This is a genomic window from Vibrio tapetis subsp. tapetis, assembly GCF_900233005.1.
In the GTDB taxonomy this organism is placed as follows: Bacteria; Pseudomonadota; Gammaproteobacteria; order Enterobacterales; family Vibrionaceae; genus Vibrio; species Vibrio tapetis.
In genome coordinates, this window is sequence record NZ_LT960611.1 from 2,627,487 (window position 1) to 2,647,865 (window position 20,379).

The following is a 20,379-nucleotide window of genomic DNA, read 5'->3' on the forward strand; positions in this document are numbered from 1 at the left end:
ACTTAATCTTGCCCCAACGTTCGGTATTTTTCTCGTAAGTTATTTCGGATACCAATAGCGGTTAAATTCAATCCAACAATCACCGTAACCAACAAAAACGAGGTCGCATAAACCAACGGTCTCGCGGCTTCAATGTTGGGGGTTTGAAAGCCCACATCATAGATATGAAAACCCAAGTGCATAAATTTTCTATCCAAGTGCACAAATGGAAATTGGCTATCAATCGGCAGTGTTGGTGCTAATTTTACCACGCCGACCAACATCAGTGGAGCGACCTCTCCCGCCGCCCTAGCAACCGCTAAGATCAACCCCGTCATAATGGCAGGGCTTGCCATAGGAATGACAATTCGTAATAAGGTTTCAAGCTGAGTTGCACCCAATGCGAGAGATCCCTGACGAACAGAACTTGGGATTCGAGTTAACCCCTCCTCTGTCGCAACTATCACCACAGGCAGAGTTAGCAAGGCTAAGGTCAATGCAGACCACAATAGTCCCGGTGTACCAAATGTAGGTGTTGGCAAACTTTCTGAATAGAACAACGAATCCAGCGTCCCACCGATAGTATAAACAAAGAACCCTAAACCAAACACGCCGTATACAATGGATGGAACCCCTGCTAAGTTAATTACCGCGATTCTAATCATGCGCGTTAATGCATTATTCTTTGCGTATTCGTTAAGGTAAATCGCAGCTACAACGCCCAATGGCATGACGACTATCGACATAACCATGACCAGAAAGACCGTACCAAAAATTGCAGGAAATACGCCGCCTTCGGAATTTCCTTCTCGTGGGGAGTCTGACAAGAACTTACCTAACTGAACCACCCAATGACCGAGTTTTTCCAACGTGTTCATTCGGTTTGGATACCACACATCGAGTACTTCGCTCATTGGCAGTTCAATGAGGTCACCGTGCATGTCTTTCACTATCAGGATTTCTTCTCTAAGCTCCCGGCGCAATAACGACAGGTTTTCTTCCGCCATCTCAGATAATGCAATAATCCGCGCAGTTTGGCTTTCATAGGCGCTTTGTCGCTCCTCAGTTAATGTGTCGTTGAGCACATGCTTGCGACGCTCTAAACGGAGCGCTTCAACTGAAGCACTGTAGCCTCGTAACTGGTTCTCACTGATGTTATCGATTTCTTTACGTATTAACTCAACCCGCTCAGTTCCAGCTCTCAATAAAGGCTGAAGTTGATGATATGACAACTGGGTATCGATGCCATAACCCATTGGCTGACCGAAAAAATCACCATTATGTTCTCGCTCTATGACCGCCCAATCTATCGGTTGGGTCGGATCAGAAAGTCCGTCCGCTAATAAAGAGATAAAATCGGCTTGGTTTCGTTCTCGATTGGCGATCTTTATATTCAGTCGTTCAACTTCACCGGCATCTAATGCGGATTTAGAAAGCGGAATATCCCTGGCTAACAGGCGCTCAACCGACACCGTTTCCGCTTGGTACAATTGACCAACAATGATGCTATTAGCGCTACCGTGCTCACTACCTTGCCATTGATATAGTGGCGCAGGCCAAAAGTAAGCGAGTCCCTTCCAACCGATTAAAAGTAGAATCCCAAGCACCGAAATTAAGCTAATGCTTACTGCACCGGAAGTCAGCCATATCCATGGAGCCCCGGATTTAAACCATCTAGTCACTTACCCACACCCACTAACTCAAAGCGCACTGTATTTATCTCTCAATCGTTGTCTAACCCATTCAGCCACAGAGTTCACCAAAAACGTAAATACGAACAAAATTAACGCCGCCAAAAAAAGCAAACGGTAATGCGTGCTCGCCACTTCCGATTCTGGCATTTCAATGGCAATGGTTGCGGCTAAACTGCGCATACCTTCGAATATATTCCAGTCCATAACCGGTGTATTGCCTGTTGCCATCAAAACGATCATCGTTTCACCGACGGCTCGACCTAGCCCCATCATAATGGCTGAAAATATACCTGGGCTCGCGGTCAGTAGTACTACGTATATCAAGGTTTGCCATTGTGTAGCTCCTAAGGCCAATGAACCATCGGATAAGTGCTTTGGCACCGAAAAGATCGCATCTTCTGAAATAGTGAAAATAGTTGGGATCACAGCAAAGCCCATCGCTAAACCAACCACCAGTGCATTGCGCTGATCATAATCAATACCAATCTCCGCAAGAAATACCCGCATATCGCCACCAAACCAAGCAATTTCAATCGCAGAGCTATAATGAATGGCAAGCCAGCTAACTAATATTAAGACGGGAATCAGAATAATACCGTGCCAGCCGTTAGGCATCTTACTCAGCCATTGTTCTGGCATTAAATGCCAAAACCACGCGGTTAAAATGGTCGATGCCGGGAGCAGTACAAGCAGTGCCATGATCGCGGGCAAGTGATTTTCTACTATCGGGGCAAACCATAAACCCGCTAAAAATCCGATGATAACCGTCGGTAACGCTTCCATTATTTCAATAGCCGGCTTCACGACCCGACGCATAGGGGGCGACATAAAATACGCGGTATATATGGCGGCAAGCACCGCAACAGGAACAGCAAATACCATCGCGAAAAAGGCCGCTTTAATCGTACCAAAAGCTATCGGTACCAAACTTAACTTAGCCTCAAAATCATCATTTGCAGAGGTTGATTGCCAAACAAATTGAGGTTCTGGATAGCCTTCGTACCAAACTCGATTCCATAATGAAGAAAACGAAACTTCTGGATGTGAGTTATCAACCTGAAAGCGGTCAATTCGTCCATCACGATAAGACAATAAGACATTTTCATTGCTTGAGATTGCGACGACACTTGGCGCTGAAGTCGATATGAACTGCGAAAAAGATCGTTCTTTACTGGTCGTTTGATAATTAGTGATCTCTCCTTCGGCGGAGAAGGCATAAAAGCCTTTCCGATAATAATCAGAGGTAATCAACTTACTTGGCTGTTCAAATTCAAAATCACGGATAAAAGTAAGTTGCCTAACTTTGTTTTCTAATACATCAAACCACTGAGACACCGCACCATCTTGATGCTGAATCAGCAGTGATTGTGCCCCTGCCAATAATGTCATTCCGATAGCGTCAGATCTCGACTCGCCAAGCGACACATCTACCGCTTCCCTAATCGAAAATGTCCCTTGCTGATTTTTTGCGACCAGTAGTTCCGTCGACGTTAAGATATAGAGAAACCGACCATCCGGCGTCATCTGCATCGTAATTACATCGGTAATGGGCTGCTCAAATGCTTGCGTAGTGACCTTTGTTTCCGCATTACTCGGTGTTTTTGTTTCGGTATGAATGAATAGCTTGTGATCAGTATTAAGACCAGCAAATACAGCCCTTCGAGCATCAATAGTGACAGCCAGCTGAGTGATTGCTTTTCCTTCTGGTTCCAGCAAAATAGGTTGAGAACGGTAATGTCGGATCTTGGCTGCCACACTCTTCCCTTGTGAAGAAAAGTCGACAGAAAACTCAGGCTGAAGCGCCGTCACACGACCTAAGGCATCAGCATAAGCTAACCAGCCACTGCTCGCTGGCATTTTATAGAAGGAGGTCGGCGTGCTTGGCAATTGAAATTGGAGTTGTGGAGATGGCGCAGTCCCTTTGGTAACTTCGTTTGTACCATCGACTAAATCGAGAAAATAGATCTGACCATTTTGAGTGGCGATAAACGCGTGCTGACCGTAGTTATCAACACTAATAGCGTAAGGGTCGCTAGCTAAAGTAACCGCTTGCCCACCGCTTTGTTCAATTTTTGCTCCTGAAAAAATCGGCAGAACCATCATCACTAGATAGAAAAAAATAAGAGCCAGTGCAAACAAAACTCCAACGCCGCCAATCGTCACAGCATAACGAGCCAGACTGTCTTTCATCTGCCTAACTCTATCGCGTTGTTGTAATGTAAATTCCACTTGGGACATCCCACCTAAATCCTATTTTTAGTCGCTGCCATATTATGTCAGTTAGGTGACATAAATATTACAACGATACGCTAAATAACTGAAATTTACTTAATCTTCCCCTTAAGACCAAGAACTGAAATATACTGTGATTAGAACTCTGGGCTCTCCAAGTAATTGGAAAATCGTACTCATTAATGGATATTGTATGAACGCAGACAAGCTATCTTCGGAAAAGCTCTTTACAGAAAAAGAACTCAGCTGGCTATCATTTAACGAGCGAGTGTTGCAAGAAGCCGCTGATAAAAATGTGCCTCTCATAGAGCGCATTCGTTTTCTGGGCATCTTTTCTAATAACTTGGATGAGTTTTATAAAGTTCGCTTTTCAGATATTAAACGTCGCATTGTTATCAATCAGGAGCAAGGCACCGTCGATGACTCAGAACAACTGCTTGCCAAAATGCAAGAGAAAGCCCTAACTCTCAATCACGCCTTCGATGAACTCTACAGTGACCTATTACTAGAGATGGCTCGCAGAGGCATATTCCTAGTCAACGAAACTCAACTCAATGACAAGCAGAAAAAATGGGTTCGCAAATTTTTCCATCACGAAGTTCTGCCTCATATCGCACCACAATTGATGAATGATGATATTGATGTTCTGCAGTTTCTAAAAGATGAATGTGCCTACCTAAGTGTTGAATTGTCTAGCGACGCCTTAGAAAAAGAGCAACACACTCAATACGCTTTGGTCGAGATCCCTACAGAGCATTTACCACGATTCATCATCATGCCGGAGCAAAAAGGAGAAAAACGTAAGACCATAATCCTGCTCGATAATATTATTCGGTATTGCCTAGATGACCTATTCCGAGGCTTCTTCGAATATCAATCACTGCATTGCTATGCGATGAAAGTAACCCGAGATGCCGAGTACGATTTAAATACCGAAGATGAGCACGGCATTCTCGAACAAATGTCGGAAGGCTTGAATCAACGTTTAACGGCCATGCCAGTGCGCTTTGTTTATGAAAGGGAAATGCCTCAGGCTATGCTCTCATTCTTAAGTAAAAAGCTACAACTCTCCAATTACGACAGTTTGATACCCGGTGGCCGTTACCACAACTTTAAAGACTTCATTCACTTCCCTAACGTGGGCCGCGGATATTTGGAAAACAAACCTCTGACACCAATCAGAAATGCAGACTTTGATCACTTCATCAATTCCTTTGATGCCATCAGTTACCAAGACATCCTGCTCCATTACCCTTACCACGCCTTTGATCACACAACAGAGTTTGTCCGCCAAGCGTCATTTGACCCAAAAGTCGTAGCCATCAAGATCAACGTTTATCGTGTGGCTAAAAACTCAAAACTGCTCAATTCTTTGATTGATGCTGTGAACAATGGCAAACAAGTCACCGTAGTCATTGAGCTACAGGCGCGTTTTGATGAAGAAGCCAATATTGAATGGTCACGAGTGCTAACCGATGCTGGAGTAAAGGTTATTTTCGGTGCCACTGGTTTAAAAATTCATGCCAAGTTATTGTTAGTTACCCGGCGAGAGGCGGATAAAATTGTCCGTTACGCTCATATTGGTACTGGCAATTTCCATGAGAAAACCGCAAGAATCTACACCGATTTGTCTTTGTTTACCTCCAACGCCGATCTAACCAAAGAAGTACAAGATGTATTTGGGTACATTGAACATCCTTACCGCCCAGTGAAATTTCATCACCTTATCGTGTCTCCAAGAAATACTCGGCAACAGCTATATCGTTTGGTCGACAATGAAATCGCTAACATTAAGCTGGGCAAAAAAGCAGGTATCAGCCTCAAGCTTAATAATTTAGTCGACAAAAAAATCATCAATAAACTCTATGAAGCAAGCAGCGCTGGCGTAAATGTACGCATCATTGTTCGCGGTATGTGCGCGCTAATACCCGAAATTAAGGGGGTTAGTGAAAACATCCAAGTGATCAGTATTGTCGACCGTTTTTTGGAACATTCACGCGTGTTGATCACAGAGAATGGGGGCAAGCCACTGGTCTACATATCCTCCGCCGATTGGATGAGCCGAAACCTAGATCATAGAATCGAAGTCGGAACGCCTATTCTTGATCCAAATATCAAACAGCAAATCATAGACATCGTTGACATTCACTTTACCGATACCGTTAAAGCAAAAAAAATTGATGCGATGCTGAGTAATGACTATGTTTCTAGAGGGAATCGGAAAAAAATCCGTTCGCAACTACAAATTTATAACTACATCAAACAAAAAGAAAAGCTGACTAAAAAATCATACACACAGGAAGAGTCATGAGCAGCAGTTGTCGAAATATTGCCGCGATAGATCTAGGTTCTAACAGCTTCCATATGGTTGTGGCCAAAATCGTTGGATCTGACCTGCAAATGGTCAGCCGCCACAAGCAAAGAGTTCGCCTTGCCGCAGGTCTTGATCCGCAGAACAATTTATCAAATGAAGCGATACAAAGAGGACTTGATTGCCTTAAGGTGTTTGCAGAGCGACTAGAAGACTTTGAATTAGATAACGTTCGCATTGTCGCCACTCACACATTACGTCAAGCCAACAATGCCCATTTATTTATCAAACGAGCGGCCAAAATTCTTCCTTTCCCTATTGAGATCATTTCAGGTATCGAAGAAGGTCGTCTGATATTTCTCGGTGTTGCGCATACTCAAATCGAATCAAAAAGTAAACTGGTCATCGATATTGGCGGTGGCAGTACTGAAATGATCATCGGTCAGAATTTTGATAGCCATATTATCAATAGCAAAAGAATGGGCTGTGTCAGTTTCACTAACCAGTTCTTCGGCGATGGTCAACTCAATCAAGACCACTTCTTAAGGGCGAGTGTTGCCGTTGCTCAAAAGCTTGAGCCAATCGCTTTAAAATATAAACAGCTCGGCTGGGATGCTGCTTTGGGCTCATCTGGCACCGTCAAGGCGATTCGAGAAGTCCTGATTGGCTTAGGCTTTGATGATGGGCGAATAACACAAACTCGATTAAACAAGCTGATTAATCAACTATGTGATTTTAAAACAATAAGCAACATTAACCTAACGGGACTAACTCCCGAAAGGAAGCCAGTATTTGCAGCGGGAATCGCAATCCTTAACAGCATAATGCACGAGCTAAACATTGATCATCTTCACCATTCCAATGCCGCGTTACGTGAAGGCGTTTTGTATGAGATGGAAGCGCGCTTTAAGCGTAGTGACATTCGTATGCGAACGGCAGAAAGCCTCGCTAGCAAGCATCATGTTGACTTGAATCATGCTAATAAAGTTAAAGCTCAAGCCGTCACATTTCTTTCTCAAATCGCACCAGAGTTGGAGATAAACAAAAACAACGAGCTGTTTAACCTGTTAGGTTGGGCCGCAATGTTACATGAGGTAGGCTTGAGTATCAGCTTCAAGAGTTTTCACAAACATTCGCAGTACATACTTCAACATACCAACATGCCAGGCTTCAACCAAGAGCAGCAATTAGTGCTAGCGACTCTAACTCGGTTCCAACGTAAATCACTAAAACTACAAGACATTCCACAACTAAGTTTATTTGAAGCCAAACACATTTTATCCGCTATTTGCGTCTTAAGGTTGTCCATATTACTCCACGGTCAACGCAGAGAAACACCGCTGCCTGAATTAAAGTTATTAGCTAATGAGGAGCATTGGCAATTGAGTTGTTCTGAGGAAGGGTGGCTCGACGACAATCGCCTATTGTATGAAGACTTACTCACCGAGCAAAAACATTGGCACAGTGTGAAATGGGAACTAACGTTCAACTAACCCTAGTTTGGCTAATTCACTATCGACCAGTTGAACAGAAACGGGCACGTACCCTTCTTTCTCAACCAAGTATTGACCTTGCTTAGAAAAAATAAAACGTACAAATTGTTCTTCTAACGGGCTAAGTTTCTGACCAGGGTGCTTATTAATGTATACGTAGAGAAAGCGAGACAAGGGATACTCGCCAGATAATACGTTACCTCGGTTAGCTTCTACGTACTCAGTACCTTGTTTCGAGATGGGCAGTAATTTAGCCCCAGAAACTTGATAGCCGATACCAGAGTACCCAATTGAGTTAATAGACGAAGCAACGGATTGCACAACTGAGGCAGAGCCCGGCTGTTCGTTTACGTTTCGACGAAAATCTCCACCGCATAGAGCATTTTGTTTAAAATAACCATAGGTTCCTGAGACAGAGTTGCGTCCAAACAATTGCAAACGGCGTTTTGCCCATGCTTGCTCGATCCCTATCTGTTGCCAGTTTTCTATTGGTGATGTTGCACCGCATCTCAGCGTGCTAGAAAAAATGCTGTCAATTTGCTTAAAGTCTAACCCCTTTATAGGATTATCCCTATGAACAAAAATACCAATGGCATCTATTGCTACCCGTAAGGCGATGGGTTTATAACCATATTTTCTTTCAAATGCTTCAACTTCTTTCGCTCGCATAGGACGACTCATCGGGCCAAATTGCGCCGTGCCTTCTGCAAGTGCTGGTGCCGCTGTAGAGGAACCTAACGCTTGAACTTGAACATTGATGTTTGGATAAATATCTTGAAATTGATCCGCCCACATGGTCATCATTGACCCAAGAGTGTCCGATCCCGTTGAGGTCAAATTGCCAGAAATACCTGACACTTTTTTATAGTCTATCAGACCTAATTCTTCTGAAATACGACTGTTTGCCTGAACAAACGTTGAAAAAGCCAAGAGGAGCAGAAAGCTACTCCCCTTAAAATTGCTGGCTACGAAACGACGAAAAGTCATCTTCATTTAACCACAACCAAACGACTAGGCAATGTGAAAGTGAATCGACTGCCCCTGCCAACTTCACTGTAAATCTCTAAGTGAGAATCATGGTGTGTTAGCGCATGTTTCACAATCGCGAGGCCTAAACCACTACCGCCAGTTTCTCTTGAGCGAGCTCTATCAACTCGATAAAACCTTTCAGTTAAGCGATGTAAGTGCTGCGCTTCAATACCATCTCCTGTATCGGCTACCTCAAGCTTCGCTCCATTTGCGGTGTTCTTCCATGTTACTTTGATTTTCGCACCTGCTGGCGTGTATTTCACCGCGTTATAAACGAGATTTGAAATGGCACTTCGTAGCTGATCTTCATCGCCATAAACGTGTAAGCTAGTATCTATCTCAAATTGAAGCTGGTGATCATTCTCACCACTTAACGCAACGGCTTCTTTTTCTAATACATCTAACATCGCGGGTACATGCACGATATCTTCAAGCTCATGCATTGGCGCCGCTTCAATTTTAGATAGGGTCAGCAACTGGTTAACTAAGCTGTTCATACGATTGAGTTGCTCAGTCATGACACCATGGGCTTTCCCCCACATAGGGCCAACCAGCATTTCAGGGTCTTGCGTCATCTCTAAGTACCCCTGCAATACGGTCATTGGTGTGCGTAATTCATGGGAAACATTAGCAAAGAAGTTACGACGCATTCCTTCTAGCTGCTTAAGCTGAGTAACATCGCGGACAACCATTAAGTGCTCGCCTTCGGTATAGGGTACTATACGCAGCTCTAGCATACGCTCTACATTAAGCGGAGAGTGCATTTCTAACGGTTCAGAAAAATCTTGCTTCGCCAGATACTTGATAAAATCAGGTGTGCGGATCAAGTTAGAGATAGGCTGACCAGAATCATCGGGCCATCGGAAACCCAGTAAATGTTGAGCCAGTTTATTACACCAAACAATATTACCTTCACTGCGGAATACCACGACAGCATCCGGCAAAGATTCAGCACCATTGCGGAAACGACGAATTAAATTAGTCAGCTCTTTGCGTTTCTTACGCTGACGTTGTTGAATTCGATAAATACCATTAAACAACGGTTCCCACTGGCTGGTTCCAGCTGGCGGTGTTAAGCGTTTGTCGTCCCAAAGCCAAGTCGATAAGCGAACTTGGTTATGCAGTTGCCAAACAAGCTGCAAAACCGTCGCTATTAGCAATAGCCACGGCATATAGCCAAAGATCCAGCCGACTATCACCCAAGGGGCATAAAAGAAAGCCAACGACCAGACTAGCTTCTTCCAAGTTAACCTTTCAACCATCGAATGCTCCGGGAGCCTCCATCGTTATGCGCGAGTAGAGAAGCGATAACCCGCTCCACGTACCGTTTGTACTAATTTGTCATGACCTGCACCTTCTAATGCTTTACGTAAACGTCGAATATGCACATCTACGGTGCGATCTTCTACATACACGTTGGTGCCCCAAACGTTGTTCAATAGCTGCTCTCGGCTATAAACACGCTCTTGGTGCGTCATAAAAAAATGCAGCATTTTAAATTCAGTCGGACCCATATCAAGCGCTTCTTCGTTCGCCGTTACTCGGTGAGAAACAGGATCAAGCTTCAAGCCTTGAACATCAATTACATCTTCCAAAGCGGTTGGCGTTACCCGACGAATTACCGCTTTAAGCCGTGCTACTAACTCTTTTGGTGAAAACGGCTTAGTGATGTAGTCATCAGCTCCCGCTTCCAACCCACGAACTTTATCTTCTTCTTCACCGCGGGCCGTTAACATGACTACAGGGATATTCCGTGTCAGCTCCTCGCGCTTCAAGTGCTTGATAAAGTTGATACCTGTACCACCAGGAAGCATCCAATCTAGCAAAATAAGGTCTGGAAATGGTTCACACAGTTTTTCTACAGCAGTATCGTAGTCTTCGGCTTCGACTGCTTGGTAACCTTTTTGTTCAAGTATAAAACACAGCATCTCGCGAATAGGAGCTTCGTCCTCAACAACCAGAATCCTTCTAGACATAATTTAATTACCTTTAGTATTAATCAACGTCATGCATTATCAGCAACAATTATGACACTTTTGTGACCCTTGCAAAGAATTTTTCACATAACTTTCTTTAGAATTTCATTCACTTTTTTCTAAATTGCTTTAGGACAAGAGACGAAAAATCCCCTATCATTTGCCGTTCAAACACAGAATATGAGTAAAACGTATGTGGTTTAAAAACTGTTTAGTGTATCGCTTTAACCGTGATATCGAATTCAACGCCGAACAACTTGAAACGCAACTGCAAGAGTTTCGTTTTACACCGTGTGGTAGCCAAGACAAACAAAAATTTGGCTGGACAACAGCTATGGGCAGACACGGCGATATGATGACTCATGTGTCTGAAAACCGCATTCTAATCTGTGCCAAGAAAGAAGAAAAAATGTTGCCAGCGTCGGTCATCAAAGATTCGCTAGCAGCAAAGATTGACATGATGGAAGCCCAAGAAGGCCGCCCTTTAAAGAAAAAAGAAAAAGACAATTTAAAAGACGACATCATTATCGACCTGCTTCCACGCGCATTTAGCCGTAGCAACCACACGTTCGTACTGATTTTACCTGAACAAGGTTTCATCTTGGTTGATGCTAGTAGCTACAAAAAAGCAGAAGATGTATTAGCTCTATTACGTAAAACCATGGGTAGCTTACCTGTTGTTCCGGCTATTCCAGAACAAGCAATTGAAACCACGCTCACTGAGTGGGTTAAGACTGGTAATACTCCATCAGGCATTACCATGCTTGATGAAGCTGAACTCAAATCTTTACTAGAAGATGGCGGCATCATCCACTGTAAGAAACAAGAATTGAGCGCAGATGAAATTCAGTCGCATATTGAAGCTAATAAGGTGGTAACTAAACTAGCCATCAATTGGCAAGATCGTATTGAATTTGTTTTAGCTGACGATTGCAGTGTGAAGCGCCTTAAGTTTAGCGATGAACTAAAAGACCAAAATGAAGATATCCCACGAGAAGATCAAGCCGCTCGCTTTGATGCAGATTTCTCTCTAATGTGTAGTGAACTTGGCGCATTTTTGCCAAACCTGTTTGACACGCTAGGTGGTCTGCCAAAGGCTGAGTAGAGCCCGAAGCTAAATGGCTTCGCTACTCGATACGATAAAGCCGGAACAAGGACATCTTGCTCTGGCTTTTTTCTTTTTTAGTTTCTACCGACAAAGTACTCTTTCTACTTCTTCTCTTTCCTCTTTTACACATTTAGCGTAAAATTTTCGCCCCACTAATACCACGTATTGGTATTGGACTGACTTGAGATCAGAAGAGAATTGAGCAATGTTTAAACCAGAACTTTTATCCCCAGCGGGTAGCCTTAAAAACATGCGCTACGCATTTGCCTACGGTGCAGACGCAGTTTATGCCGGCCAGCCTCGCTACAGCCTACGTGTACGTAATAACGAGTTTAACCACGACAACCTAAAAATTGGTATCGATGAAGCCCATGCTCAAGGTAAAAAGCTGTACGTTGTTTGTAATATTCAACCACACAACTCTAAGCTAAAAACCTTCATTCGCGATTTAAAGCCAATTGTTGAAATGGGACCAGATGCGTTGATTATGTCTGATCCTGGTTTGATCATGTTGGTTCGCGAATCTTTTCCTGATGTGGCAATTCACCTATCGGTTCAAGCGAATGCTGTAAACTGGGCGACGGTTAAGTTTTGGTCTAGTCAAGGTATCGAACGTGTCATCTTATCTCGTGAGCTTTCACTCGAAGAGATTGAAGAAGTTCGTGAGCATTGCCCTGAGACTGAATTAGAGATCTTCGTTCACGGTGCACTTTGCATGGCATACTCTGGCCGCTGCTTACTCTCTGGTTACATTAACAAGCGCGATCCAAACCAAGGTACTTGTACTAACGCATGCCGTTGGGAATACAAAGTAGAAGAAGCAAAAGAAGACGAAGCCGGTCAAATTGTTGAAGTTCAAGATGCTTCAGTTCAAATCCAAGAAGCAGAAGAGCGCCCAGACAATACACTAGGTCTAGGCAAGCCAACTGACGAAGTGGTGCTGCTTTCTGAGAGCCACCGCCCTGAAGAAAAAATGGCTGCGTTCGAAGACGAACACGGCACCTACATCATGAACTCTAAAGATCTACGTGCGATACAACACGTAGAACGTTTGACTAAGATGGGTGTTCATTCACTTAAAATCGAAGGCCGTACTAAGTCATTCTATTACTGCGCTCGTACTGCTCAGGTATATCGTAAAGCCATTGATGATGCGGTAGCAGGCAAGCCATTTGATGAGAGCCTAATGGGTACGCTAGAGAGCCTAGCTCATCGTGGATACACTGAGGGCTTCTTACGCCGTCATACCCATGATACTTATCAAAACTACGATTATGGCTACTCAGTATCTGATGCTCAGCAATTTGTTGGTGAGTTTACAGGTAAGCGTCGTGGCGACCTTGCTGAAGTGGAAGTAAAAAACAAATTCCTTGTTGGTGACAGCTTAGAGCTAATGACGCCAAACGGAAACGTTGTATTTACGTTAGAGCGAATGGAAAACCGCAAGTCTGAAGTGATTGACGATGCAAAAGGCAATGGCCACTTTGTGTTCATTCCAATGCCTGAAGATATGGACTTAGAATTCGGGCTGCTTATGCGTAACCTAAATTCTGGCCAAGATACTCGTAACCCTACCGGTAAATAAGCTAAGCTTCTCTATAACCTATAATAAAGCCTGCTCATCAGCAGGCTTTGCTTTTTGCAACGCAAATTGGTAATTACTCCCATTCAGCGAGCGTTAGATCTCAACTTTGCCTCTTTAAACCCGCCTCTATTTGTACCAGATCGCATTTGTATTTCTAATTAATTGTTTTATCAGTCATTTACGATCAAGATTATTATTCAATGATTTTGGCATCTTGTGTGCATGTATTTATATGCAATCAGATACCTTGCCGATATTCAGAGTTATACAACAGCTCTAACCCGATGTACTTATTAAAGATGGGGTAGCACTATGAGTGATATCTATAAAATTGAAACCTACAGCGAGACTTGTGCTCAGATCATTTTAGAATCTGTCGAGCGTTCTGGTGGCCGTGCGGTTATTCGAGGATGGGCTGTATTGACCAATCATGAATTCACGGCTTCTCAAGCCCAGCACATTCTTTCATTAGTATCGCGAACTAGCGATGATATCAGCGCCGATGACTTTGCCGCGTGGATACAAATAAAACTCGCAGCCTAGTTAATTGCACATACATTAACCAGACTGTCATTAGCTATAACCTCATTTGGCTAACTCCCCTTTTATGGTACACTTCGCCGCTTGAAAAATAACAAAGCCAACAACGCGCTTTGTGTGTTTGTTGTATGGACGAGTACCAACAAGCATTTATCGGTTTAGCTGTGTGAGTGTTCATCGAAATACCAGTGATTTCAATGAACATTGGACGTATGCAGGATGTATTAATACACGCGAAGCCATTATTACGACTTTAATAGGTAAGTTAACTATGGCCCTACTAATACAAAAATCATGTATTAACTGTGATATGTGCGATCCTGAGTGCCCTAATGGCGCGATTACTATGGGTGATAGCATCTATGAAATCGACCCATTGTTGTGTACTGAGTGCAAAGGCCACTACGATAAACCGACCTGCCAGTCTGTATGCCCTATTACTAAGTGCATTATCACCGATCCAAAGCACGTAGAAACAGAAGAAGAATTACTTGAAAAGTTTGTCATTATTCAAGGTTTAGCTTAAACACCCCAAACAAGTGAAAAAGCCCGCTAGTAAAAAACTAGCGGGCTTTTTTGTGCCTCAGTCTCATGACAGAACCATCAAATTTATTCTTCACAGAATGCAAAAAGGCTCTAATCTTTCGACTAGAGCCTTCTTTAATATGGCAGGGGTGGAGAGATTCGAACTCCCAACACGCGCTGCTTTTGTGAATTAGGGGAATCCGCTGCTTTGCCAAAATGGTTTACACGATATTTTACTTCAAGAATGCAAAAAGGCTCTAGTCTTTCGACTAGAGCCTTTTTAAATATGGCAGGGGTGGAGAGATTCGAACTCCCAACACGCGGATTTGGAATCCGCTGCTCTGCCAATTGGAGCTACACCCCTATCTTCAGTTTTAAAGAGCTGAAACTCTTGAATAAGTGGCGGAGTGGACGGGACTCGAACCCGCGACCCCCGGCGTGACAGGCCAGTATTCTAACCAACTGAACTACCACTCCGCAGTGGAATACTCACAAAGTGAGTGTTCATATCTTTAGATTGGTCAATCTAAAGATTAAATTTAAAGCCTGGCGATGTCCTACTCTCACATGGGGAAACCCCACACTACCATCGGCGCTACTGCGTTTCACTTCTGAGTTCGGCATGGAATCAGGTGGGTCCGCAACGCTATGGTCGCCAAGCAAATTCTTCAAGTTCGAAGTGCTAAGTTCTAAAAGCTAAGTGCTTAAAGACAAGACTTCGGACTTATAATCTGGAAAGCTGTTTTTTGCTCCATACTTCGCTTTTAGCATTTAGTACTTCGCATTTAATCGTTCTCTACACATTCAATTATGTTCTTGCTTTGAGTCCAATCAAAACCCCTTGGGTGTTGTATGGTTAAGCCTCACGGGCAATTAGTACAGGTTAGCTCAATGCCTCGCAGCACTTACACACCCTGCCTATCAACGTTCTAGTCTTGAACAACCCTTTAGGGCACTTAAAGTGCCAGGGAAAACTCATCTCAAGGCTCGCTTCGCGCTTAGATGCTTTCAGCGCTTATCGATTCCGAACTTAGCTACCGGGCAATGCCATTGGCATGACAACCCGAACACCAGAGGTTCGTCCACTCCGGTCCTCTCGTACTAGGAGCAGCCCCTTTCAATTTTCCAACGCCCACGGCAGATAGGGACCGAACTGTCTCACGACGTTCTAAACCCAGCTCGCGTACCACTTTAAATGGCGAACAGCCATACCCTTGGGACCGACTTCAGCCCCAGGATGTGATGAGCCGACATCGAGGTGCCAAACACCGCCGTCGATATGAACTCTTGGGCGGTATCAGCCTGTTATCCCCGGAGTACCTTTTATCCGTTGAGCGATGGCCCTTCCATTCAGAACCACCGGATCACTATGACCTGCTTTCGCACCTGCTCGAATTGTCATTCTCGCAGTCAAGCGGGCTTATGCCATTGCACTAACCACACGATGTCCAACCGTGTTTAGCCCACCTTCGTGCTCCTCCGTTACTCTTTGGGAGGAGACCGCCCCAGTCAAACTACCCACCAGGCACTGTCCGCAATCCCGATAAGGGACCGACGTTAGAACATCAAGCATACAAGGGTGGTATTTCAAGATTGCCTCCACTCCATCTAGCGACGAAGTTTCAAAGGCTCCCACCTATCCTACACATGTAGGGTCAATGTTCAGTGCCAAGCTGTAGTAAAGGTTCACGGGGTCTTTCCGTCTAGCCGCGGGTACACTGCATCTTCACAGCGATTTCAATTTCACTGAGTCTCGGGTGGAGACAGCGTGGCCATCATTACGCCATTCGTGCAGGTCGGAACTTACCCGACAAGGAATTTCGCTACCTTAGGACCGTTATAGTTACGGCCGCCGTTTACCGGGGCTTCGATCAAGAGCTTCGACCGAAGTCTAACCCCATCAATTAACCTTCCGGCACCGGGCAGGCGTCACACCGTATACGTCATCTTACGATTTTGCACAGTGCTGTGTTTTTAATAAACAGTTGCAGCCACCTGGTATCTGCGACTCCTAGTAGCTCCATCCGCAAGGGACTTCACCGCCAAGAGCGTACCTTCTCCCGAAGTTACGGTACCATTTTGCCTAGTTCCTTCACCCGAGTTCTCTCAAGCGCCTTGGTATTCTCTACCCGACCACCTGTGTCGGTTTGGGGTACGATTTCTTATAATCTGAAGCTTAGAGGCTTTTCCTGGAAGCATGGCATCAATGACTTCACAACCGTAGTTGCTCGACATCGTGTCTCAGCGTTAATGACGGTCCGGATTTACCTAAACCATCCGCCTACGCACTTGAACCTGGATAACCATCACCAGGCCCACCTAGCCTTCTCCGTCCCCCCATCGCAATTATAAGAAGTACGGGAATATTAACCCGTTTCCCATCGACTACGCCTTTCGGCCTCGCCTTAGGGGTCGACTTACCCTGCCCCGATTAACGTTGGACAGGAACCCTTGGTCTTCCGGCGAGGGAGTTTTTCACTCCCTTTATCGTTACTCATGTCAGCATTCGCACTTCTGATACGTCCAGCAGCCCTTACAGACCACCTTCAACCGCTTACAGAACGCTCCCCTACCCCGCACACTAAAAGTGTGCAGCCGCAGCTTCGGTTTACTACTTAGCCCCGTTACATCTTCCGCGCAGGCCGACTCGACCAGTGAGCTATTACGCTTTCTTTAAATGATGGCTGCTTCTAAGCCAACATCCTGGCTGTCTGAGCCTTCCCACATCGTTTCCCACTTAGTAGTAATTTGGGACCTTAGCTGGCGGTCTGGGTTGTTTCCCTCTCCACGACGGACGTTAGCACCCGCCGTGTGTCTCCCGGATATTACTTATTGGTATTCGGAGTTTGCAAAGGGTTGGTAAGTCGGGATGACCCCCTAGCCTTAACAGTACTCTACCCCCAATAGTATTCGTCCGAGGCGCTACCTAAATAGCTTTCGGGGAGAACCAGCTATCTCCAGGTTTGATTGGCCTTTCACCCCTAGCCACAAGTCATCCGCTAATTTTTCAACATTAGCCGGTTCGGTCCTCCAATTGATGTTACTCAATCTTCAACCTGCCCATGGGTAGATCACCTGGTTTCGGGTCTAATTCTAGAAACTGAGCGCCCAGTTAAGACTCGGTTTCCCTACGGCTCCCCTAAACGGTTAACCTTGCTACTAAAATTAAGTCGCTGACCCATTATACAAAAGGTACGCAGTCACCCAACAAGTGGGCTCCTACTGCTTGTACGTACACGGTTTCAGGTTCTATTTCACTCCCCTCACAGGGGTTCTTTTCGCCTTTCCCTCACGGTACTGGTTCACTATCGGTCAGTCAGTAGTATTTAGCCTTGGAGGATGGTCCCCCCATATTCAAACAGGATATCACGTGTCCCGCCTTACTCGTTTTCACTGATTATGATGCGTCGACTACGGGGCTATCACCCTTTACTGCGACACTTTCCAGAGTCTTCGTCTGCATCATTAAAAGCTTAAGGGCTAATCCAATTTCGCTCGCCGCTACTTTCGGAATCTCGGTTGATTTCTCTTCCTTCGGGTACTTAGATGTTTCAGTTCCCCGAGTTCGCTTCACTTAGCTATGTATTCACTAAGAGATGACCGCTTATGCGGCCGGGTTTCCCCATTCGGAAATCGTAGACTCAAGTGGCTTTTACTGCCTTATCTACGCTTATCGCAAGTTAATACGTCCTTCATCGCCTCTGACTGCCAAGGCATCCACCGTGTACGCTTAGTCACTTAACCATACAACCCCAAGAGGTCTTATGTATGGATTGTTTGCTTTCACTTTTTAAAGTGAAGACAAACCAGCAACCAAGGTTGTCTCTCTATTTTATGAGTGAGAGACGTTCGATTTTGCCGGACTCAAATATGTTTTCATTTACATGAAAACCCAAGAACACTTGAATGTGTGTTGGTACCTATCACTCTTAAAGAGTCATAGGATTTGAGAACTTTTAAATTTGAATAACAACTAATCACAGTCGTTATTCGTCAGCTTTCCAAATTGTTAAAGAGCAAAAGTTTGTTTCTATTGAAACGAAACCATTTTTAAAAACACTATCGCTAATGCGTTTAAAGATGGTGGAGCTATGCGGGATCGAACCGCAGACCTCCTGCGTGCAAGGCAGGCGCTCTCCCAGCTGAGCTATAGCCCCAGATGTTTAATGTTATTGCCAATTTCTTTTGGGAAAGAAATTGGTGGGTCTGAGTGGACTCGAACCACCGACCTCCCGCTTATCAGGCGAGCGCTCTAACCAGCTGAGCTACAGACCCAACATTAAAACTCTTTTGCTTTTTCAAACCATATCAATCTGTGTGGGTACTCATCGTGAAAATCTTCGTATAAGGAGGTGATCCAGCCCCAGGTTCCCCTAGGGCTACCTTGTTACGACTTCACCCCAGTCATGAACCACAAAGTGGTAAGCGTCCTCCCCGAAGGGTTAAACTACCTACTTCTTTTGCAGCCCACTCCCATGGTGTGACGGGCGGTGTGTACAAGGCCCGGGAACGTATTCACCGTGACATTCTGATTCACGATTACTAGCGATTCCGACTTCATGGAGTCGAGTTGCAGACTCCAATCCGGACTACGACGCACTTTTTGGGATTCGCTCACCATCGCTGGTTGGCTGCCCTCTGTATGCGCCATTGTAGCACGTGTGTAGCCCTACTCGTAAGGGCCATGATGACTTGACGTCGTCCCCACCTTCCTCCGGTTTATCACCGGCAGTCTCCCTGGAGTTCCCGACATTACTCGCTGGCAAACAAGGATAAGGGTTGCGCTCGTTGCGGGACTTAACCCAACATTTCACAACACGAGCTGACGACAGCCATGCAGCACCTGTCTCAGAGTTCCCGAAGGCACACCTGCGTCTCCGCTGGCTTCTCTGGATGTCAATAGTAGGTAAGGTTCTTCGCGTTGCATCGAATTAAACCACATGCTCCACCGCTTGTGCGGGCCCCCGTCAATTCATTTGAGTTTTAATCTTGCGACCGTACTCCCCAGGCGGTCTACTTAACGCGTTAGCTCCGAAAGCCACGGCTCAAGGCCACAACCTCCAAGTAGACATCGTTTACGGCGTGGACTACCAGGGTATCTAATCCTGTTTGCTCCCCACGCTTTCGCATCTGAGTGTCAGTATCTGTCCAGGGGGCCGCCTTCGCCACTGGTATTCCTTCAGATCTCTACGCATTTCACCGCTACACCTGAAATTCTACCCCCCTCTACAGTACTCTAGCCCGCCAGTTTCAAATGCAGTTCCGAGGTTGAGCCCCGGGCTTTCACATCTGACTTAACGAACCACCTGCATGCGCTTTACGCCCAGTAATTCCGATTAACGCTCGCACCCTCCGTATTACCGCGGCTGCTGGCACGGAGTTAGCCGGTGCTTCTTCTGCAGCTAACGTCAAAGATGCACGCTATTAACGTACACCCCTTCCTCACTGCTGAAAGTACTTTACAACCCGAAGGCCTTCTTCATACACGCGGCATGGCTGCATCAGGCTTGCGCCCATTGTGCAATATTCCCCACTGCTGCCTCCCGTAGGAGTCTGGACCGTGTCTCAGTTCCAGTGTGGCTGATCATCCTCTCAGACCAGCTAGGGATCGTCGCCTTGGTGAGCCATTACCTCACCAACTAGCTAATCCCACCTAGGCATATCCTGACGCGAGAGGCCCGAAGGTCCCCCTCTTTGGCCCGAAGGCATTATGCGGTATTAGCCATCGTTTCCAATGGTTATCCCCCACATCAGGGCAATTTCCTAGGCATTACTCACCCGTCCGCCGCTCGACGCTGAAGTAGCAAGCTACTTCTCGTTTCCGCTCGACTTGCATGTGTTAGGCCTGCCGCCAGCGTTCAATCTGAGCCATGATCAAACTCTTCAATTTAAGATTTTGTCGGCTCA

Annotated in this window: 11 protein-coding genes, 4 tRNA genes and 3 rRNA genes; 6 read left to right on the forward strand and 12 right to left on the reverse strand. The window is 45.3% G+C overall.

Going from position 1 to position 20,379, the window contains the following annotated elements:
* Positions 1-2 precede the first annotated feature (2 nt).
* Together pstA and VTAP4600_RS11730 are read right to left on the reverse strand one after the other, a co-directional pair.
* Positions 3-1,661 (reverse strand): phosphate ABC transporter permease PstA, encoded by a 1,659-nt coding sequence (pstA, locus tag VTAP4600_RS11725; RefSeq protein ID WP_102522967.1) that lies wholly within the window; start codon positions 1,659-1,661, stop codon positions 3-5.
* Between the two features lie 18 nt (positions 1,662-1,679).
* Positions 1,680-3,911 carry an ABC transporter permease subunit gene (locus tag VTAP4600_RS11730; protein WP_102522968.1) on the reverse strand — a complete coding sequence of 744 codons (2,232 nt, stop codon included), beginning with the start codon at positions 3,909-3,911 and terminating at the stop codon, positions 1,680-1,682.
* Between the two features lie 187 nt (positions 3,912-4,098).
* Between VTAP4600_RS11730 and ppk1 the strand changes: the two genes are divergently transcribed.
* Positions 4,099-6,216 (forward strand): polyphosphate kinase 1, encoded by a 2,118-nt coding sequence (ppk1, locus tag VTAP4600_RS11735; RefSeq protein ID WP_102522969.1) that lies wholly within the window; start codon positions 4,099-4,101, stop codon positions 6,214-6,216.
* Positions 6,213-7,709: an exopolyphosphatase gene (gene ppx, locus VTAP4600_RS11740; protein ID WP_102522970.1), complete on the forward strand. Its 1,497-nt coding sequence runs from the start codon at positions 6,213-6,215 to the stop codon at positions 7,707-7,709. The genes ppk1 and ppx overlap by 4 nt, the downstream gene beginning before the upstream one ends.
* On the opposite strand, the gene VTAP4600_RS11745 is transcribed toward ppx, so the two are convergent.
* The 3 genes from VTAP4600_RS11745 to phoB are packed head-to-tail and all read right to left on the reverse strand — an operon-like array spanning position 7,695 to position 10,714.
* Complete coding sequence (locus VTAP4600_RS11745) at positions 7,695-8,696, reverse strand: PstS family phosphate ABC transporter substrate-binding protein (protein WP_102523973.1); 1,002 nt, start codon at positions 8,694-8,696, stop codon at positions 7,695-7,697. The genes ppx and VTAP4600_RS11745 overlap by 15 nt on opposite strands.
* 2 nt (positions 8,697-8,698) lie before the next feature.
* Positions 8,699-10,000, reverse strand: a complete 1,302-nt coding sequence (gene phoR, locus VTAP4600_RS11750) for a phosphate regulon sensor histidine kinase PhoR (RefSeq protein WP_102522971.1) — start codon at positions 9,998-10,000, stop codon at positions 8,699-8,701.
* 24 nt (positions 10,001-10,024) lie between these two features.
* Positions 10,025-10,714, reverse strand: a complete 690-nt coding sequence (gene phoB / locus VTAP4600_RS11755) for a phosphate regulon transcriptional regulator PhoB (RefSeq protein ID WP_102522972.1) — start codon at positions 10,712-10,714, stop codon at positions 10,025-10,027.
* 193 nt (positions 10,715-10,907) lie between these two features.
* On the opposite strand from phoB, the gene rdgC reads away from it, so the two are divergent.
* The 4 genes from rdgC (at position 10,908) to VTAP4600_RS11775 (ending at position 14,473) form a co-directional block, all read left to right on the forward strand.
* Positions 10,908-11,819 carry a recombination-associated protein RdgC gene (rdgC, locus tag VTAP4600_RS11760; RefSeq protein WP_102522973.1) on the forward strand — a complete coding sequence of 304 codons (912 nt, stop codon included), beginning with the start codon at positions 10,908-10,910 and terminating at the stop codon, positions 11,817-11,819.
* A gap of 208 nt (positions 11,820-12,027) precedes the next feature.
* The gene (gene trhP, locus VTAP4600_RS11765; RefSeq protein WP_102522974.1) at positions 12,028-13,407 is read left to right on the forward strand and encodes a prephenate-dependent tRNA uridine(34) hydroxylase TrhP; all 1,380 of its coding nucleotides are present in this window, start codon (positions 12,028-12,030) and stop codon (positions 13,405-13,407) included.
* Between the two features lie 312 nt (positions 13,408-13,719).
* Positions 13,720-13,950, forward strand: coding sequence for a hypothetical protein (locus VTAP4600_RS11770; protein ID WP_102522975.1), 231 nt, complete (start codon positions 13,720-13,722; stop codon positions 13,948-13,950).
* A gap of 268 nt (positions 13,951-14,218) precedes the next feature.
* Entirely contained in the window at positions 14,219-14,473 is a 255-nt protein-coding gene (locus tag VTAP4600_RS11775; protein ID WP_102522976.1) for a YfhL family 4Fe-4S dicluster ferredoxin, read from the forward strand.
* A 286-nt stretch (positions 14,474-14,759) separates the two neighbouring features.
* Here VTAP4600_RS11775 and VTAP4600_RS11780 read toward each other — a convergent pair.
* From VTAP4600_RS11780 to VTAP4600_RS11810, 7 genes are all read right to left on the reverse strand, one after another.
* Positions 14,760-14,836 (reverse strand) — tRNA-Trp (locus tag VTAP4600_RS11780).
* Positions 14,837-14,872: 36 nt separating this feature from the next.
* Positions 14,873-14,949: transfer RNA gene (locus tag VTAP4600_RS11785), tRNA-Asp, on the reverse strand.
* 67 nt (positions 14,950-15,016) lie between these two features.
* Positions 15,017-15,132: ribosomal RNA gene (rrf, locus tag VTAP4600_RS11790) — 5S ribosomal RNA — on the reverse strand.
* A gap of 192 nt (positions 15,133-15,324) precedes the next feature.
* Positions 15,325-18,216 (reverse strand): 23S ribosomal RNA (locus VTAP4600_RS11795).
* A gap of 337 nt (positions 18,217-18,553) precedes the next feature.
* Positions 18,554-18,629 (reverse strand) — tRNA-Ala (locus tag VTAP4600_RS11800).
* A 41-nt stretch (positions 18,630-18,670) separates the two neighbouring features.
* A tRNA-Ile gene (locus VTAP4600_RS11805) sits at positions 18,671-18,747 on the reverse strand.
* A gap of 70 nt (positions 18,748-18,817) precedes the next feature.
* A 16S ribosomal RNA gene (locus VTAP4600_RS11810) occupies positions 18,818-20,362 on the reverse strand.
* The 16S, 23S and 5S rRNA genes sit together here with 4 tRNA genes alongside, the layout of an rRNA operon.
* Between the last annotated feature and the right edge of the window lie 17 nt (positions 20,363-20,379).

Coding starts and splice junctions, on each gene's coding strand:
- phoB (WP_102522972.1), bottom strand. CDS start 10,714: ATGTCTAGAAGGATTCTGGTTGTTGAGGACGAAGCTCCTATTCGCGAG.
- VTAP4600_RS11730 (WP_102522968.1), bottom strand. CDS start 3,911: ATGTCCCAAGTGGAATTTACATTACAACAACGCGATAGAGTTAGGCAG.
- VTAP4600_RS11745 (WP_102523973.1), bottom strand. CDS start 8,696: ATGACTTTTCGTCGTTTCGTAGCCAGCAATTTTAAGGGGAGTAGCTTT.
- VTAP4600_RS11770 (WP_102522975.1), top strand. CDS start 13,720: ATGAGTGATATCTATAAAATTGAAACCTACAGCGAGACTTGTGCTCAG.
- phoR (WP_102522971.1), bottom strand. CDS start 10,000: ATGGTTGAAAGGTTAACTTGGAAGAAGCTAGTCTGGTCGTTGGCTTTC.
- ppk1 (WP_102522969.1), top strand. CDS start 4,099: ATGAACGCAGACAAGCTATCTTCGGAAAAGCTCTTTACAGAAAAAGAA.
- trhP (WP_102522974.1), top strand. CDS start 12,028: ATGTTTAAACCAGAACTTTTATCCCCAGCGGGTAGCCTTAAAAACATG.
- VTAP4600_RS11775 (WP_102522976.1), top strand. CDS start 14,219: ATGGCCCTACTAATACAAAAATCATGTATTAACTGTGATATGTGCGAT.
- ppx (WP_102522970.1), top strand. CDS start 6,213: ATGAGCAGCAGTTGTCGAAATATTGCCGCGATAGATCTAGGTTCTAAC.
- rdgC (WP_102522973.1), top strand. CDS start 10,908: ATGTGGTTTAAAAACTGTTTAGTGTATCGCTTTAACCGTGATATCGAA.